This window comes from Akkermansiaceae bacterium, from assembly GCA_019634595.1.
GTDB lineage: Bacteria > Verrucomicrobiota > Verrucomicrobiia > Verrucomicrobiales > Akkermansiaceae > Luteolibacter.
In genome coordinates this window covers 205,947-223,748 of record JAHCBC010000001.1, presented here as the reverse complement: position 1 = coordinate 223,748, position 17,802 = coordinate 205,947, and the positions used below count along the sequence as shown (strand labels likewise).

The 17,802-nt window shown below is 65.9% G+C and carries 10 protein-coding genes; 1 reads left to right on the top strand and 9 read right to left on the bottom strand.

What is annotated here, in order from left to right; all coding sequences use genetic code 11:
* Positions 1–23 precede the first annotated feature (23 nt).
* From KF712_00940 to KF712_00910, 7 genes are all read right to left on the bottom strand, one after another.
* Complete coding sequence (locus tag KF712_00940; GenBank protein ID MBX3739526.1) at positions 24–2,390, bottom strand: hypothetical protein; 2,367 nt, start codon at positions 2,388–2,390, stop codon at positions 24–26.
* Positions 2,387–6,097, bottom strand: coding sequence for a hypothetical protein (locus KF712_00935; GenBank protein ID MBX3739525.1), 3,711 nt, complete (start codon positions 6,095–6,097; stop codon positions 2,387–2,389). The genes KF712_00940 and KF712_00935 overlap by 4 nt, the downstream gene beginning before the upstream one ends.
* A 250-nt stretch (positions 6,098–6,347) precedes the next feature.
* Complete coding sequence (locus KF712_00930) at positions 6,348–8,354, bottom strand: BatA domain-containing protein (GenBank protein MBX3739524.1); 2,007 nt, start codon at positions 8,352–8,354, stop codon at positions 6,348–6,350.
* 185 nt (positions 8,355–8,539) lie between these two features.
* The gene (locus KF712_00925; GenBank protein MBX3739523.1) at positions 8,540–9,469 is read right to left on the bottom strand and encodes a DUF58 domain-containing protein; all 930 of its coding nucleotides are present in this window, start codon (positions 9,467–9,469) and stop codon (positions 8,540–8,542) included.
* A 3-nt stretch (positions 9,470–9,472) separates the two neighbouring features.
* Positions 9,473–10,477: a MoxR family ATPase gene (locus KF712_00920; GenBank protein MBX3739522.1), complete on the bottom strand. Its 1,005-nt coding sequence runs from the start codon at positions 10,475–10,477 to the stop codon at positions 9,473–9,475.
* Positions 10,478–10,485: 8 nt separating this feature from the next.
* Positions 10,486–11,250, bottom strand: coding sequence for a DUF4159 domain-containing protein (locus KF712_00915; GenBank protein ID MBX3739521.1), 765 nt, complete (start codon positions 11,248–11,250; stop codon positions 10,486–10,488).
* A 6-nt stretch (positions 11,251–11,256) separates the two neighbouring features.
* On the bottom strand, positions 11,257–13,722 hold the full coding sequence (locus KF712_00910; protein ID MBX3739520.1) for a tetratricopeptide repeat protein: 2,466 nt from the start codon (positions 13,720–13,722) through the stop codon (positions 11,257–11,259).
* A 357-nt stretch (positions 13,723–14,079) separates the two neighbouring features.
* Here KF712_00910 and KF712_00905 point away from each other — a divergent pair, with 357 nt between their 5' ends.
* Entirely contained in the window at positions 14,080–15,246 is a 1,167-nt protein-coding gene (locus KF712_00905) for a pyridoxal phosphate-dependent aminotransferase (protein ID MBX3739519.1), read from the top strand.
* 54 nt (positions 15,247–15,300) lie between these two features.
* Here the strand turns inward: KF712_00905 and KF712_00900 are convergent, their stop codons facing one another.
* The gene (locus KF712_00900; GenBank protein ID MBX3739518.1) at positions 15,301–16,719 is read right to left on the bottom strand and encodes an aldehyde dehydrogenase family protein; all 1,419 of its coding nucleotides are present in this window, start codon (positions 16,717–16,719) and stop codon (positions 15,301–15,303) included.
* A gap of 15 nt (positions 16,720–16,734) precedes the next feature.
* Positions 16,735–17,787, bottom strand: coding sequence for a zinc-binding dehydrogenase (locus KF712_00895; GenBank protein ID MBX3739517.1), 1,053 nt, complete (start codon positions 17,785–17,787; stop codon positions 16,735–16,737).
* Between the last annotated feature and the right edge of the window lie 15 nt (positions 17,788–17,802).

Here is a 17,802-nt window from a genome sequence, read left to right as displayed (position 1 = left end):
CATCTGCGGTTGATTCCTTTTCATCACGGAAGTCGTTTCCATCTCCTCAGTCCCCACTCACCGACGAAGCAGGCCAGTGCGAGCGCGAGCCATGCGGGGGAGTGCCACAGCGGTTCCCGGCGCGTCTCGGTGACGGGCACGGGCAGGTTCCTGATACTGTCCACGAATCCGGAGAGATCCGCCACGGACAGGACGCGGCCGCCGGTGGCGGAGGCGAGGCGGTTCATGGCCTCCATGTCCGGGCGCAGGGACCTGTATTCATCTTGCAGGGAATTGACCACCCAGCCGCTGCGGGCGGTGAGGGCGGGTTGCTTTTCCGTGGCGCGGGTGGCGGCCTCCACCAGATGGTTCCCCGGATCCGCTGAATGGAAGGTTGCCTGCATGACGCCAGGCTGCTCCGGATGCGGGCGTGCGGCGATGTTCGTCCAGGTGCCGTCCGGACGCTTCACCTTCAGTGAAACGGAGGCGGATTCGTCCGGGCGGAAGTCGGTGCCGAACAGCTCCACGGCGATGCCGTCCCCCTCAGCTTTCACGGTAAGGCGGCGCGGCACATCCGCCAGCAACCAGCGCAGCTTCTGCCGCCACGCCTTTTCCATCTCCGCGTGCGCCTCCGGCCGCGTCATACCCCAGCGCCAGAAATCCGTGAGCGCCAGCACGGCGGTGCGGCCACGACCGAAACGGCGGGTGATCAGCGCGGGCGCGTGGCCGCCGTCCGGCAAGGCGAGCCGCGCCACTTCCGTCGAGCCGGGACGGATGGCGGGCAGCTTGTGGACGTTGCGGAAATCCGGCATCGCGGCGATGCGGGCGTCCTCATCTCCCTCGTTGTCCTTCAGCCGCGCCCACGGCTCCAGCTTCCCCTCACGGGTGAGTTCGTATTTCCCGGCCAGCGGTTCCCCGCCCGGCGTCTCCGAATCGAGATAAACGGGCAGCATCTCACCGATGGGCGTGCCTTTATACCCACCGGCATCCAGCGACTCCATGCCGCCGAGCACGATGAGGCCGCCGCCCCTTTCGGAAACGAAGCGCTGCAACAACCGCTGCTGTTCATGGTCGAACATCGCCGCCTCCGCGTCGTCGATGATGATGGCCTCGAACGGGAAGATCTCCTCCGGGGTGCGCGGGAAGCCGGAGCTGAGTTCGTCCGGGCTGGTGGTGTTCAGGCGGATGAAGACGGCTTCATCGAAACGCTCCACATCATCGTGGGATTCGAAACCACGGTAGAGCGGGTTCGTGTTTTCCCCCTGGCGGCCGCGGAAGTCGAACTTCGGCTCGCGTTTGGCGATGCGCAGCAGGCTGGTCATCCGCACCTCGGAGTCCCCTTCCAGCGCGCGCTGGAGGAACTTGTGCTCATAGTTGGGCCGGCCGCCGACGTAGAGCACGCGGTAGGGTCCGGCGTCGCGGTTGGCGGCGACGCCTCGTTTGTTGTTCTCCAGCGTGGCCTCTGCGGGACCACCCGGATCCTCCATGCGGACATCCACCTCCGTGAAGGAGACGCCGGACTCCTTCGGCTTTGCCTGGAAGCGGACCAGCCATGTTTCGTCATCTCCGGAAATGACGCGCCGCTGTTCCCCCAGCACGGTGTCCGTGCCGGACTCCCGCAGGGTGGCGATGATGGTTTTCCCCTTCACCCCGCGCGCGGAAACCGTGGCATCCACCATGACGGGGGCGTCCTCGAAGAGGGTGACCTGCGCCGTGGCGGACGGGATGGAAAGGTCCACCACGGAGTCCCCGCGATGGAGGACCAGCGGGAAGACGGGAGGTGAGCCGGGGAGAATTTCGGCGGATGATGAGGAAGGGACGGCGACCGGTGACGCGGATGATGTTGAAGAAACGGCGACCGGTGATCGCCGCCACAGTTCATCCGTGGGACTGCCGTCCGTGAGGACCAGCACCCCGGCCAGAGGACGGCCCTCATACCTGCCGCGCAGCGCGTCGAGCGCACCGGACAGGGAGGACGCGGTGCCCTTGAAATCCATCGCGGAATCCGCCGGCTGCTTCCGCAGACGGGAGTCGAACGTGAAATGATCGACGGTGAAATGTTCCGCCAGATCCTTCCTCCAGCCGCCGTCGGCAGGCCCCATGGCCTCCCCCAGCCGTTCCGCGTGGGACTTTCCGTCCGCACGGTCCTTGATGGTCATGCTGGCGCTATTGTCGGAAAGGATGACCCAGTGGTTGGCACCGGGGCGGCCGGACGACCGGATGACCTCCGGCCGCAGGATGAAGACCAGGATGAAGGCGAAGCCGAGCAGCTTCAGCAGCGCGGCGGCCCAGCGGACACCCGGCGGCACATCACGGCGGCGCGCGTAGCCCGCGGCCAGCACCACCGCGACCACCGCCAGCACCACCAATCCCGGGACGAGCCACCCGTTTTCCGCCCAGACGATCTTCATTTGCCGAGTTCCTCGAAATAACGCCTCACCACCTCCGAATACCGGTCAGGCACCGGGTCCCGCCCGATAGGGGCCAGCGGGTTCTCCTTGTTCAATTCCCGCAGCCGCGCGTCCAGCGCACGGACCGCCTCCGTCAGCGGCTCCACGACACCGGCGCGCACCTCCGCCTCGCCGGGTTCCTTGCTGTGGCGCTTGAAGTCGCGGCGCAGGTCGCGGCTGGTCTTCACCGCGCGGGCGACCGCAGAACGCGCCTGCGGATCCTCGATCACCGCGCCGATGTCATGCAGGCGGTCGCTCCATTCGCGGAAGCTTTCGGAAGTGATGACACCGCCGCTGGCGCCAAAGCCATCCCGGGTGGCGCTGCGGTTGTTCTCACGGCGGTTGTTGCCACCACCGTCGCCGCCTCCTTCACCGTCCGGGGCATCCGCCTGCGCGGTGGCCTCTCCCTCACCGGGCTGTCCCTGACCTTGGCCTTTGCCTTCACCTTTTCCTTCGCCGTCTTCTCCGGCCATCTCGCCGGGCTGCTGGCCCTGGCCCTCTCCTTCACCGCCCTTCCCGGCCTGGGCTTTCTGATCTCCCTCTCCCTGCTGGCCTTCGCCCTTCCCTTCACCGGGTTGTTGACCTTCCTTGCCCTCCCCGCCCTTGCCCTCGTTTCCGGCCATCTCCTTGCCTTCACCCTTGCCGGGTTCCTTGCCTTCGCCCTCACCCTCATTGCCTTTACCGGCTTGTTCCTTTCCTTCCTGGCCTTCACCGGGAGCCTTTCCTTCACCTTCCTTTGCATCCTGGCCTTCACCGGGTGGCTTGCCCTGCGCCATTTCATTGGAAAGCTTTTCGAGTTCCTCGCGGGCATAGCGCAGGGCCTTCGCTTCGTTGCCGAGGATGCGTTCCGCCGCCTTCTCCACCTCCGTGGTCAGTTTTGAAATCCCCTCTTCCGCGGCCTTTGCCGCCTGTTGCGCGGAACTGCCATCCACGCCGCCGGACTGCTGCATTTCCTCCAGCGCCTTGTCCACGCCCGCCTGGTCCGCATGGCGCAGGGCCTCCGCTAGATCATTCGCCACCAGCGGCTGGGATGCCTCCGCGTTTTCCGCCGCATCGCGCATGCCTTCCATCAGCTTGTCCAGTCCGTCGCGCTGGCGCTGGACGGGGTCCGCCGCATCCGCCTGCAGGCCGCCGAGACGGGGCGGGCCATCGGAGGGTTTCGCCTCGCTCCCCTCACTTCCTGCCGCACCTTCCGGTGAAGCCTTCGCGGAAAGTTCCTTCTGCGCCTTGTCGAGTTCGCGGGCTTCCTGCCGCAATTCGCGCAGTTGCTCGCCCAACTTCGCCGCGCCGGACTCGCGCATGTCCTGCTCCGCCTTTTCCAGAGAGTCCTGGGTCCGGCGTCCAGCGGCGAGCGCGTCGCCCAGCTTGCCCTCGCTGAGATCCGCCTCCGTCTGGGATGCCTTTTCTCGGGCCTCATCCAGCGCCTTTTTGTTCTGCTCAGCGGCGGTCTTGTCCGCGGACTCCTCCGTCTTTTCCTGGAGGCGGTTCATGTCCTCCGCCAGTTCGCGCTGCTGGTCACGGAGCTGCTTCAACCGCCGCTCAAGCTCGGCCTTTTCCTCCGGGGTGTCCGCTTCCTTCAGCGCCATCTGCAGTTCCTTGATCTCCTCGTTGAGATCGCGCTGGCGTTTCGCCAGATCGGCCAGCCGCTGCAGCACCTCCATCGCCTCGCGGGCCTCCTCGCCGGATTCCGGCTTCGCGGATTTCTCGGCCTGATAGGGATTCTCCATCTTCTTCAGGTCGAGGTCTTCCTTCGGCTTGTCATCGGAATCAGACTCCCCCTGCCCCTGCGCGCCGGTCATGAGGATGGTCTTCGAGCTGGCGAGCTGGTGCAGGTGCCGCAGGGCGGCCTGCTCATGCATGATGGCGTCACCCAGAGGCTCCGCACTGGTCTTGTCGTAGGCTTCCTTCAGCTCCGTGATGGCATCCAGCATGGCGAGCCGGGCGTTGGCCACGGCCTCCCGCAGTTCCGGTTCCTTCAGCTCCTTCTCAACCTCGCGCGACATTTCCACCGCCTTCTCCTGCGACTTCACCAGGGTATCCAGTTCCGACCGCTCCGGCGCGCTGACGGTGATCTCCGTGTGGTCCCGCCGCACGGCCCACGTCCCATTGAGGATCTGCGTCTGGATCTTCACCAGGTCCGTTGCGGGGCTTTGCCCGGGTGGCGCACCCGGAGGCGCGGCCTGCTGGTAGAACTCCTCATCGAAATCCCGCACCCGCACCATGTGGATGTCCCCGCTCACATGGCGGACCTTTCCATCCGGACCGATGTCCTCCGCCCATGCGTTCCACATGAGGATGTCCTTCGGCTTCGCTCCGATGGCCTCCAGATCGACCACATGGGAAACGAGCGGCTCCTTCTCACCCGGCACCTTCGGCCCGGGGACCTCATGCCATTCCTTTCCGTCGAGCGTGTAGCGCAGGCCGTGCGCGGAGATCTCCGAATCATCCTGGATGCGGGCCTCCAGCCGCACTTCCTGGATGGCGGTGGCCTTGTCGTTCTTCCGCGGCAGGACGACCTTCACCACCGGGGCCTTGTTGCGCGTCACGCGGATGTCGAGCATGTCCTTCCGCCCGTTCCTCCGGCCATCGGCATCCGTGAGGATCATCTCATAGCGCACGCTTTCCCGCAGCGGGATCTCCACGGCATAGACCGCGGGATTTCCCTCCGTGGCGGCCAGCGTGACCGCCGGCTTGTCCTTCGCGAAAAGCGAGACGGCCAAGCCAGGAAGGTTCGCCACCAGTGAGAGCTGGAGCTTTCCACCCTCCACGCCGTTGATCTTCCGCACGTCGCCAAGTTCCTCCGGCGGCAGATCCAGGTGCGGCGGGGAGTGGACCACGGCGTCCACTTTCTCCAGCGCGGGGACGTCGTAGAGGCTGACCTTGAAAACCGCGCTCTCCTTTCCGCCCGCAGTCACCCGATAGGTCGATGGCGCGTCAACGGCGGGGATGCGGGCATGGAACACCGGATCCGTGAACGGGCGGTTCATCGGCAGCTTCACGACCTCACCGGACTCCGGCGTGATCTCCAGCGTCACGCTTTCCGGCAGGCCCTTCAGGAAACGCGCCTGGACGGTGAGCGGTGCGCCGCGCTCGATCCGGATGTCGCCCGGTTCGACGGAAAATTCCATTTCCTCCACCACGGTGGTGGCCGCCGTTTCCTGCGGATCAACGGTGGTGATTGCCTTCGGCAAGTGGGAGCGGAAAAGGGTCAGCATCGCCAGCAGCAGCAGGGCCAGCCCGGCGATCTGCATGACCTGCAGCACGCGCAGGCGTCCCTCCGGCAGCCGTTCCAGCCAGCCGTCCCGGTTCGCGGAAACGAGCGCCTCCAGGATGACGCGCTGCTGGAGATAGGTCGGCTCGCCTTCGATCTTCTGGTCGAGCGCGGCCAACAAGGCGGTGCGGAGAGCGGGGTTCTGCGCCTCGATGTCCTTCGCGATCCGGCGCGGGTCCACCATGATCCGGCGGCTCCACAGCCATACGCCGCCGGAGGCGCAAAGCGCGGCGAGGGAAAGGATGCCCAACCAACTCCGCGGCGGCACATCCGCCTTCCACAGCAGCATGGCGATGACCAGCGAAACGCACCAGACCACGGACAGCCCGAGGTGCAGCCGCTGGCGGCGGCGGCGGTCCGTGATCTCGTCGAGGATGTCCTGGAGTTTTTCGATCATGGCAGTGGAGGCAGGGACCGCATTCCATGCGGTCCGGTGGTGGACGCGGCACAGCATCCCGGGATGTCAGCGGGCGAAAGATGGCGTCGAAGGAAAATCGATATCGGAAGGCGATGGTACATCTCCCCCATCGGACGCCATGGAATGGCGTCCCTGCCTTCAGCCCCGCTTCCGCGATGGATACCATGAGCCATGCCGCCTTTCAGCTTCGGCGCGGCGGGCCGCCACGCCCTACCTTGTTTTGAAATCTTCATGCGCTCACCGGGGTTGGGGTTTGGCCGGATGACCGGCGTGCGGCGAGAAGGGTCTCGATGAGGAACGCCGCAGCGGCGGCGATGAGCAGCCACCAACCGACGCGCTGGCGGCTTTCCTGCTCGGCATCGGAAACCCCGGTTCCTGCGGTGGATGCACCGGCGGAGGCTGCGGTCGCATCCAGCGGCAGGCCCAGCGACTTGAGATCCGCATCGGACATGGGCGTGAGTTCCGTCTCGGCGGGATCGATCTGGACGGCAAAGGTTTCGAAAGAAGAAGAAGAACGGCGACCGGTGATCGCCGCCACGTGGAGACCCGGGACGGTGGGGATGAACGCCTTGCCCGCTTCTACGGGAACCTTCGTACCATCGGGAAGCACCACCTCCGCGACGCCCTCCGGCAACGGTACCGGCTGGCTGACGGTGTATCGCGCGGCGCGGACCGCCAACGCGGGTGACTGGGAAAGCAACGCGTGCAGCAGTGGCGGGAACTTCGTGGACAGGGCGAGCTGGCTGTCCACCGGACGCCAGGTGGTGGTGAGGACATGCAGCGCGCCTTTCCCGATCTCATAGCGCAGCCACGCGGGCTCGCCGGAATCGAAGCGGGCGAGCACCGCCCCCTTTGCGATCCATGACTCCGGCAGCACCCGGTGTTTCCAGAAACGGATGCCGCTGAAGTCCGAATAGCGTGGATCCGCGAACGGCTCGAAGACGCTGGAGCCGAAGTCGATCTCACCCAGCAGCGCGAAGTTCCCCACCGCCGCCTCATCCGCCCCGGAGACACCGCCATCGATCAGTCGGCCGAGCGAGCTGGATCCCGCCGCATCCGCCAGGGTGAGCAGGACATTCCCGCCCGCCTCCAGCACGGTGCGGATGGAGGCAATCTGCGCGTCGCCGAGGGGACCGGACGCCACGGTGAGGTCCGGCGTGGCGGTGTCACCGATCTCCACGTTATACGTGGCGGTCGGCTGCATCGCCCGGGTGAGGAAGAACAAGCTGCCCGCGGAATCCGTGGCGGCGTCCGCGCCGATGTAACGGATGCGTGCCGTGGGCCGGACTGGCGGTGCCCACGCGCTTTCGTTGTCGAAGGCGGGACCATCTCCGGAAAGCTTCACGACACCCTGTCCCGCCACGCCTTCCGGGGCGTCCATCACGGCGGATTCACCGGGCGGAACAGAAACCGGCTGCGGGGCGGAACCCTGGCCCCAGTCGAGGAGGAAGTCGGACTTCGCGGAGCCTTCCGCGTTCGTGATGCGGGCGCGGGGGTGGTCACCGCCCGCCAGTGCCTGCACGCCGGCATTCGTCCAACCTTCCGGCTGTTCGATGCGGTGGAGGACAAATGACACACCCTCCGGCCAATCGCCGCCGCGCAGGCCTTCGTGCGCGCCGCCTTTCTTGAAATCGCTGAAGACATGGATGCGAACCGGCACTCCCTCCGCCACCTCCCCTGCCATCGCCACGGCGGCGGTCCAGGCCGCCTCCGGCTTCGCCGCGTGCCAGCCGGGCTTGATGCCATCCACCATGGCGCGGGCGTGGGACTTCCGGTCACCGCGCACGACGTCCTTCGACGCGGCGGGGGCGAGCAACGGCTGCAGCTTCTCCGCATAGGCCGCCACCGCGATCCAGTCATCCTCCGGCAGTGAGTCGATCAACTTCTCCGCCTGCGCCAGCGCACCGTCCAACGGCTGGCCGCGCATGCTCGCGCTGGTGTCGATGAGCAGGAAATTCATCACCGTGTCCCCGCCGGATGCAGCCGCCTTTTCCTTCTGCCGGAAGAATGGCCGGGAGAAGGCGATGACCAGCAGGGCGAGGCCGAGGCAGCGCAGCAGGAGCAAAAGGATGTCCTGGAGCTTCGAGCTGCGCCGCGTGACCGGCGGCGTGGCATCCAGGAACATGAGGGATGAGAAGACGACCTTCTTCTTCGGCCTGTTCTTCCGCAGGTGCAGCAGGACCGGCAGCGCGAGCGCCGCCAGACCAGCCAGGAACCATGGTGCGAGAAAGGCCATCTTTGATGTGATCTATTTCAGGTGGTTCGGTTTTATTACCACTGATTGCACTGATTTACTGATTGATGGGATGAGAGGGCCACCTTCTTCAACAATCAGTAAATCAGTGAAATCAGTGGTTCATTTTCCCTCACCCATTCGTGTTCATTTGCGTTCATTCGCGGTTTGAAAATTGTACAATATTTCTAGTTCCCCCGCGTGCGTTGGACCTGCGGGCCGAGGCCCTGGCGGTCGGAGAGGTAGGCGTGGAGGGCGGTTTCCAGCGGCTGGTCGATGGGCAGCAGATGGTGGATGATGCCCAGGGTGGAGCAGAGTTGTTTAAGGCCGTCCTGGTGGGCGTTGAACTTTTTCAGGTATCCGTCGCGGATGGAGGCGGGGTCCGTCATCTGGGAACGCCCGGATTCCATGTCCTCGAAGTCCGCGGACTCGCCGAAGGTGAAGTGGATCTCCGTGGGGTCCAGCGTCTGGAAAAGGGTGATGTCATGGCCGCAGGCGGCCAACGCGGAGAGGGGCGTCCTCAGGTCCTCCAGCGGCGTGAGGAAGTCGGAGATCAGGAGGATGACGCCGCGCGCGCGGCCACGGCCGAGGATGGTGGCGATGGGGGCCTTCAGCGCGGCCACCTTTCCCAGCGCCTCCCGGCCCAGCGCGGCCAGGATGGCGTGCAGGTGGCCGGAACGGTGGCGGGGCGGAAGGTAGTCCCGCACGCCCTCGTCAAAGGTGACCAGCCCGGTTTCATCCCCCTGCTGGTGGAGAAAGACGGCCAGCGTCGCCGCCAAGGTGCGGGCGTAGTCCAGCTTCGTATAGCTACTGGATCCATAGTTCATGGACCGGCTGAGGTCCAGCAGCACGTGGGAGCGCAGGTTCGTCTCCTCCCTGTACTTGCGGATGAAATAACGGTCGCGGCGGGCGAGCACCTTCCAGTCCAGGTAGCGGATGTCATCCCCCGGCACGTAGGAACGGTATTCCGCGAACTCCGTGGAATAGCCGTGCCGCGCGCTGCGGTGCAGCCCTTTCCAGAATCCCTCCACCACCGCACGCGCCCGCAGTTCCAGGTCACGCACACGCATGAGCGCGGCGGGATCCGCGAAAACGGACGGTCTGGGGGTGGCGGCCATGGATCAGGGTGAGGGCACGTGTTTCAGCAGGCGGTCCACGATGACGTCCGGCGTGATGCCCTCCGCCTCCGCGCGGAAGTTCACCAGCACCCGGTGGCGCAGCACGGCATGGGCCAGCGCGCGGATGTCATCCGGCGTGACATGGGAGCGCCCGGCCAGCAGCGTGCGCGCCTTTGCCCCCAGCACCAGGCACTGGGCGGCGCGCAGGCCCGCGCCCCAGTTCACCCACTCGTTCACGAAGTCCGGCGTGCCCTGGCGGTTCGGGCGGGACGCGCCCACCAGCCGCACCGCGTAGCGCGCCGTCTCCTCCGCGATGGGCGTGCGCCGCACCACCTCCTGGAACGCCAGCAGATCCTCTCCGGTGAACAGCGCCTCGATCGGCTCCGGGCGGGTGGACGTGGTCTGCGTGACGACCGCCACCTCGTCATCCTCGCTGAGGTAGTCGATGCGGATGTCAAACATGAAGCGGTCGAGCTGCGCCTCCGGCAGCGGATAGGTGCCCTCCATCTCCACGGGGTTCTTGGTCGCCAGCACGAAGAACGGCTCCGCCAGGGAGTAGCGCACGCCCGCGGCGGTCACCTGGTGTTCCTGCATGGCCTCCAGCAGCGCGGCCTGCGTCTTCGGCGGCGTGCGGTTGATTTCATCCGCCAGGATGAGGTTGGCGAACAGCGGGCCTTTCACGAACTCCAGCCGCCGCCCGCCGTCCGGAGACTCCGCCAGGATCTCCGTGCCGGTGATGTCCGCCGGCATGAGGTCCGGCGTAAACTGGATGCGGTGGAAGGAAAGATGGAACAGCCGCGCGGTGGACTGGATGAGCAGCGTCTTCGCCAGACCCGGCGCGCCGGTGATGAGCGCGTGGCCACCGGACAGCAGGGCGATGAGCAGTTGCTCGATGACATCGTCCTGGCCGCGGATGACTTTCGCCAGCTCGCGCCTGATCCTCTCCCTCCCCTCCGCGATGCGGCGGACGATGTTCTCTTCGGTATCCGGGTGGTGTGGCTCGCTCATGATTCGTTTCAGTGGGTCATGGAGTACACGACGATGTTGATGCCCATGGGGTAGGCTTTCTTCTCGCTGAACTCTTTGAAGTAAAAATGGTTCTCCCCCTCCCGCTCCCAGCCGTCGCCGAGGTCCGTGTTGCCGCAGATCATGACCATCATCCGGCCCTTGTCATCGAACACGCCGCGGTAGCGCACATCCCTGCCGCCTTTCTCATACATCTCCCCGGACATGGCGTAGCCGATGGAGGGGACCTGGGGCTTTTCCTTGATGGGGAAGACGATGTTGAACACCGGGTGGTCCAGCTCCAGTTCCCTGATGGGGCGGTCCGGGAAGATCATCCGGATCTGCTCCTCCACGTTCGCCATCTCCTCCTCCCCCCAGAAGTCATCCAGCATCATGAAGCCGCCGTTGAGCAGGTGCTCCCGCAGCGCCTGTGCCTCCCGCGGGGTGAACTGCATGTGCCCGGGCTCCACCAGGTAGAGGAACGGGTGCTCCTTCAGCGTGGGGTCCATGGTGTCCACGATGAGCGGGTCCGGGTTCACCTTGATGGAGGTCATCTGCTGGAGCCGGAAGGAAAAGTTCAGGTCGCTGTCCGGGTAGTCCGTCGCCCACATGGGATGGTACTCCGGGCGCAGCCGGACGAAGCGGAAGGTATCCTCCGGGAAGCGCGGGTCGTTCGTCCACTTCTCCACCCCGCGGCGGTCCTCCGGCGTCATGCCGGGCTGGGCGGGTGCCGGGAAAGCCAGGGCCACGGAAATAAGGAGGATGCGGGAGGTCATGGCCGTTCAGGGAATCGAGACGAGAAGTTCCAGCGCACTACGGAAACGGGGGTTGTCCTCCAGCGCTTTCAAAACATGGCGGCGCGCCGCCTCCGGATCGGTTTCCAACAGATCCGCCGCCAAGTCATAGTGCAGCCGTCCGACGTCCAGCGGTTCCAGCGCGATGAGCGAGGCGAGCGCTTTCCTGGATTGCCCGCCGGGAGAGGTAGCGGAAATCAGGCGGTAGGCACCCTCGCTGAAAGGATTGATCGCCAGCAGGGAGTGCGCGCGTTCCAGGCGTTCCTCCGGACCCACGGGGCCGGCCAGCTCCACCAGACGGGAGGCTGCCTCCGCGGCGTTCGCGTCCAATTCCAGCAGCTTCCGCAGGGCAGCGGTCTCCCCCTCCACATCCCCCAGGTTCCGGCAGGCCGTGGCCAGCATGGCATAAGGATTGGTCCCCTCATGGTTCTCCGGCTCGACGGAAATGATCATCTCCAGTTGTTTCCGCGCTTCCTCCCACTTCCCATCGCCGGAGAGCTTCGTCGCCAGCAACATCCAGGCCGCGTAGCGGTACGGATTCGTGGCCATCCATCCCTCCGGGTCCTGCCGGTAGACGCGGAACTCGTCATCCGTCAGCGGCGACCAGTCCATCTTGCCGCCATACTCCTTCGCCTGACCGATGAGCCGGGGCAGGAAGGATGCCTCGATCTTGTCCAGCGGGTCCATATGTTCGGCAAAGGCGTCCGCCACCGTCCTGCCGGTGGAGATGGCCGCCAGCACGGCGCGCATTTTCTCCATGCCGTATTCCCGGTAGAGATACTCCACCACCAGGGAGCTCTGGAAGTAGGCGTGCATGATGTCCTTTCCGCCGAAGGCGGCGTCCAGGTCCGCGATCTTCGGGGGATCCCCGGAGAGGATGTGGTCGCGGTATTCCGTGTTCATCCACATCCCCCAGCCGGGGTTCTCCAGCCGTTCCTCATGCACGCTGATGCCCTCCGTGAGCCAGCGCGGGATGCGGTGGCGGGTGGCCTCCAGGGTGATGGTGTGCGCCATCTCATGCCACAGGATGGCCTCCCAGTTATTCCGCCCCAGCCGCCCGCGCGGGCTGGTCATGGTGATGAGCGGGCCGAAGCACACGCCCAGGAACGCCTCCCCGCCCGGCAGGCCGAAGGTGCGGATGGCGAAGTCCTCCTGCCGCGGCAGCATCTCCACCATGACCGGCTGGGAAAGGGTGACGCCGAATTTTTCGCACAGCGTCGTTTTCGCCCGCACCGCCAGGTCCAGCGCCCGCTGACCGAAGACGGCGGCATCCTCCGGCGACAGCCGCACCTGCACGCCATCCCGCTCCAGGATGGGGAAGCCCTTCAGACGGTCGCGCAGGGTGATGAGATTGAAGGCGGCCACATGATACGGGTCCGAGCGGTGGACCTCCCCGATGAGATCCCAGCCCTCGTCGATGCGGCCGAAGCGCAGCAGGTTCGATCCCAGCTCGAAGGCAATGGAGGTGGAGCCGGGGTCTTTCGCCCGCGCCTCTTCCAGAAACCGGATGCCTTCCTCGAACCGGTAGTGCCGGGCCAGGCAGGCACCGATGATCTCCGGCACCCGGGGATTTTCCGACCAGTCGGCCTGCGCACGCAGCATCCTCTGCGCGGCCTCCTCCGCGCGGTCCTGCACGAAGGCGATCCCCGCCATGGCCGCCCACGCCTCCGCATGCTGCGGGTTCACGGCGAAGACTTTCTCCAGCACCTTCTCCGCTTCCGGGAATTTCTTGCCATCGCTGAGGTTCTTTCCCTTGAACAGGAGGGCGGCGACCAGCGCGGGGTTCGCCTTCAGCGCCAGATCGTCATAGCCGGCCACGCCGTTCTCCGGGTCCCGCTGATCCCGCGGCAGTTCCGCGCCCGCCTCTGCCATGCCGAGCAGCAGATCCGCGTCCCCGGGATGGCGTTTCAGCCCCTCACGGAAATTCTCCGCCGCCAGTTCCCGGTCGTGGTTGGCCAGCGCCAGCCGCCCGATCGCCAGGTACGGCAGCCGGTTCTGCGGATCCGCCTGCTTCGCCGGCTGGAACCACTTCTGCAGCACCTCCTTTGGGTCGCGCCCGTCCAGCAACATGAGCCGTCCGTAGGCGATGCGGCTGGCGGCATCCGCCGGTGGGTTCTCCTCCAGCGTGCGCTGCACCACCTCCCGCGCGCCGTCCCGCTCCCCCATCGCGTTGAGCGCGCGGACGATCTCCCAGCAAAGCTGCGGATCCCCCGCCGCCCGGCGATACAGCCCCCGCGCCCGCATCAGGGCGTCGTCGTTCCGGCCCATTTCCAGCAGCGCCCGCATTTCCAGCGTCCCCAGCCGCAGCCGGTTCTGCCGGTCGCCGTAGTTTTCGGAAGTCCTCTGCACCGCCGCGGCATACTCCCCTTTCAGGATCAGCCCCTCCACCTCATCCACCACCGGGTTTCCCTGGCCATGGACCAATGAAAGCGAAAGGACCGTGACGGAAATCATCCGCCGCCAGAGCCACACATCATGTTCCGACCCACGCACCTACCGCACATACCACTCCCCGGACCGGAGGGAAAGGAATCGTCGCCGGATGCGGAAAAAAAGTGGGGGGCTTGGGACCGCGGAATTCATTCCGTCCCGGAGAATCCAGCCCGCGAAGCCAAGCGGAATGAATTCCGCGGTCCCAGCAGACCATTTCCGCCCCCTCCGCCAAAATGGGGTGCCCCGGGAGCCTGCCTCCCATTTCTCTTGCCTCCGTCCGGGCCACACTCCACAAAAGCGCCCCGCCCGTTCCGGACGCTGCGCACATCCCTTGTTGCCCGGCAGATGGGGCCGGGTGCAACCCCAACCGCGCGTTCCATGGAAAGCCTCTCATCCCGCATTGCGAAAGTTTCGCCATCCCTCACCCTCGCCGTCACGGCCCAGACCAAGGCATTGATTGCCAAGGGCGAAGAAGTCTACGCCCTCGCCGGTGGCGAGCCGGACGTTGACACCCCGGAATTCATCAAGGCAGCCGCCATCGAGGCACTGCAAGGCGGCAAGACCAAGTACACCCCCGCCGGTGGCATCCCGGAGCTGCGTGAAGCCCTCTCCGAGAAGCTTCTCAAGGACAACAACCTGACCTACGCGGCCAACCAGATCTGCGTGACCTCCGGCGCGAAGATGGCCTGCTACAACGCCATCCTCGCCGTGATCGAGGAAGGTGACGAAGTCATCATCCCCACCCCCTACTGGGTTTCCTACCCGGAAATGGTGAAGCTGGCCGGTGGTATCCCCGTGCTGGTGGAGACCAAGGAATCGACCGGGTGGAAGATGACCCCGGAGCAGTTCGAGGAAGCGATGACCCCCGCCACCAAGATGGTCATCCTCAACTCCCCCGGCAACCCGACCGGCGCCGTCTATACGGAGGAGGAACTCCGCGAGATCGGTGAGATCGCTCTCGGTGAGGACATCATCATCCTTTCCGACGAGATCTACGAAAAGCTGGTCTATGGCGAGGCGAAGCACGTCTCCATCGCCTCCCTCAGCGACGAACTTTACAACCTGACGATCACCGTAAACGGCTTCTCCAAGGCCTACTCGATGACCGGCTGGCGCCTGGGCTACACCGCCGCTCCGAAGCACCTGGCGGACGCGATCGACAAGATCCAGAACCACACCGTCTCCAACGCCTGCACCTTCGCCCAATACGGCGCGGTGGCCGCGCTGAAGGGCGACCAGAGCTTCATCGAAGACCTGCGCGGCGAATACGACGTCCGCCGCCAGTTCGTCCTCAGCCGCCTGAAGTCGATCCCGAACATCCGCGTCGTCGAGCCTCAGGGTGCGTTCTACTTCTTCGTCTATACCGGCAACACCGGCCTGAAGTCGATGAACCTGTGCGACAAGCTGCTCTCCCGCTACAAGGTGGCCGCCATCCCGGGCATCGCCTTCGGTTATGACGAGGGCATCCGCATCAGCTACTGCACGACGCTGGACGTCCTCAACGAGGGCCTCACCCGCTTCGAGCAGTTCTGCCGCGAGCATTGATCCCGCATCCTTCCCTGAAAGCCGCCTCCGGTCCGTCCGGTGGCGGCTTTTTTCTTACCACGGCAGCGAGAACGTCTTCACCCGGCTCATGAATTTCATGGCCTCGATGACGCCTTCCTTGATGCCGAGGCCGCTGTCCTTCACGCCACCGAAGGGGGAAAGCTCCAGCCGATAGCCGGGGATCTCGTTCACGTTGACGGTGCCCACCTGCAGTTCCTTCACCGCACGGATGGCGGAGTCCATGGAGGAGGTGACGATGGAGCTGGAAAGGCCATACGGCGAGGCGTTCGCCAGGGCCAGCGCGTCATCGAGATCCCGGACGGAGAAGATGGGGGCGACGGGGCCGAAGCATTCGTTCCCCGCCAGCCATGAGCCACGGGACATCCCGCCGAGGATGGTCGGCTCCATCCGCGCGCCCGTCCGGTCGCCGCCGAGCAGGACTTCCGCGCCATGGGAGACGGCATCGTCCACCGCCCTGCGGATGGAGATCGCCGCCGCTTCATCGATGACCGTGCCCACCACCGTCGCCTCGTCCTCCGGATCTCCGCAGACGTAGGTTTGCGCCAGCTTCACGAACCGGCGGGTGAAATCCTCCAGCACGCTCTCTTGCACCAGCAGCCGCCGGACTGCGGTGCAACGCTGGCCGCTGTTGCGGAAACTCCCCTCGCAGGCCAGCTTCGCCGCCAGGTCGAGGTCCGCGTCTTCCAAGACGATCATCGGCGAATGCCCGCCCAGTTCCAGGCAGAGTTTCTTGTAGCCCGCCGTGGCGGCGATCTCCTTGCCGATGGCCGCGCTGCCGGTGAAGCTGACCAGTTCCACCCGCTCGTCACGGATCAGCGGGCGCGTCACTTCCTCCAGCGAGCCATGCACCACGCTGAGCATCCAGCCGGGCAGGCCCGCGTCATACAGCAAGCCCGCGAACAGGGTGGCGGTGAGCGGGGTTTTCTCCGACGGCTTCAGGACCAGCGGTGCGCCCGCCGCGATGGCCGGAGCGATCTTGTGCGCCACCTGATTGAGCGGATGGTTGAAAGGGGTGATGGCGGCGACGAGATCCACCGGCTCCCGCAGCGTGAAAATTTTCCGCGCCTTTCCGCCGGGGGAGATGTCACAGGAAAAGGTCTGCCCGTCATCGCGCAGGGCCTCCATCGCGGAGAAGGCCAGCACATCGCAGGCGCGGCCCACCTCGTAGCGCGTCTCCCGCAGGCACAGCCCGGCCTCATGGGTGATGAGGCGGGCGAACTCCTCCCGCCGCGAGTCCAGCGCGGCGCGGGCGCGATTGAGTACCTCCGAGCGTTCGTAGCGGGTCAGCGGAGTGTGGCGCGCGGTATGGACGGCGATGGCTCCATCGAGCTGCGCCCGGGTGATGCGGGATGCCCCGCCGACGGGATCGCCGTTCCATGGGTTCGTCACCTCCTGCACATCGGTGCTGTGGACGGCGATGCCAGCGAGATAGGATGGAAGGCTGAGGTACATGATGGTAAAAACGGATCAGGGTTTCACGGACACGCGCAGCCACTCCCGGCGGCGGGTCATTGCGAAGGCTTCATCGAGCGAGGAAAGGGGCAGCGGCGGGCTGACGAGTTTCCCGAAGGGCAGTGCGTCCTTTGTCTCCTCCAGGAAAGCCAGCGCCTGCGCCAGATGGCGGGGCTGGTAGTTGTGGACGCCGCGCACGGTGAGGCATTTCCTCACGATGGCCTCCCCGGTTAGGTCGAGCCGGGTTTCCGGATGGACCATGCCCGCCCATACATACCTGCCGCCGGGGCGCAGCACGGAGATGCCCTGCGGCACGGCGGCGGATGAACCGGCCACCTCCACCACCAGGTCGAGGTTCCCCGGCACGGTCCGCTCCACATCACCGGCCAACACGGGGATGCCGCCGAACTCCTCCACCAGTGCGAGCCGCCGCGGCTCCATGTCCGCGCAATACACCGTGGACACCCCCTGATGGCGCAGCCACGCGCAGGCATATAGGCCGAGCAAGCCGCTGCCCTGGACCAAGGCGGCATCGCACGGCGTCGGCAGTTCCGCGAGCGCGTTGGCAATGGTGGCGAGCGCGCAGTTCGCCGGGGCCACCAGTCCGTCCGCAAGTGTATCCGGCACGGGCAGGATGGTGGTGCCGGGACGGAGGAGGATGTGGCTGGCGTAGCAACCGTTCAGACCGGTGCCGTCGTCCATCGGCGCATGGCCGTATTTGAAAAGGGATCCGCACTTCTGCGGCAGGCTCCAGCTCGTGCACGGCGCGCAGCAGCCGCAACTGTCCGCCAGACTCCAGGTCACGCGCTGGCCCTCACAGATGTCCCCCCTCGCGCTGGCCTGCACCACGCCGACGGCCTCATGGCCCAGGACGCACGGCACCGGCCCGTGGCGGCGGCCGTCCACCGTGTGCAGGTCCGACCCGCAGATGGTGGCGAGGGTGATGCGCACCAGCACCTCCCCTGCGGCCAACGTTTCCGGCAACGGCACCTCCGCCATCCCGAATGGCAGGGAAGGCCCGCGAAACAGTTGGACGGCGGCGGTTTTTCGATCTGTGGAAGTCATCATCGGGAAAGTCGTCGG

Excerpts from the sequence above, each read along its gene's own strand:
- KF712_00905 (MBX3739519.1), top strand. The coding sequence starts at position 14,080 with ATGGAAAGCCTCTCATCCCGCATTGCGAAAGTTTCGCCATCCCTCACC.
- KF712_00910 (MBX3739520.1), bottom strand. The coding sequence starts at position 13,722 with ATGATTTCCGTCACGGTCCTTTCGCTTTCATTGGTCCATGGCCAGGGA.
- KF712_00895 (MBX3739517.1), bottom strand. The coding sequence starts at position 17,787 with ATGATGACTTCCACAGATCGAAAAACCGCCGCCGTCCAACTGTTTCGC.
- KF712_00925 (MBX3739523.1), bottom strand. The coding sequence starts at position 9,469 with ATGGCCGCCACCCCCAGACCGTCCGTTTTCGCGGATCCCGCCGCGCTC.
- KF712_00935 (MBX3739525.1), bottom strand. The coding sequence starts at position 6,097 with ATGATCGAAAAACTCCAGGACATCCTCGACGAGATCACGGACCGCCGC.
- KF712_00915 (MBX3739521.1), bottom strand. The coding sequence starts at position 11,250 with ATGACCTCCCGCATCCTCCTTATTTCCGTGGCCCTGGCTTTCCCGGCA.
- KF712_00930 (MBX3739524.1), bottom strand. The coding sequence starts at position 8,354 with ATGGCCTTTCTCGCACCATGGTTCCTGGCTGGTCTGGCGGCGCTCGCG.
- KF712_00900 (MBX3739518.1), bottom strand. The coding sequence starts at position 16,719 with ATGTACCTCAGCCTTCCATCCTATCTCGCTGGCATCGCCGTCCACAGC.
- KF712_00940 (MBX3739526.1), bottom strand. The coding sequence starts at position 2,390 with ATGAAGATCGTCTGGGCGGAAAACGGGTGGCTCGTCCCGGGATTGGTG.
- KF712_00920 (MBX3739522.1), bottom strand. The coding sequence starts at position 10,477 with ATGAGCGAGCCACACCACCCGGATACCGAAGAGAACATCGTCCGCCGC.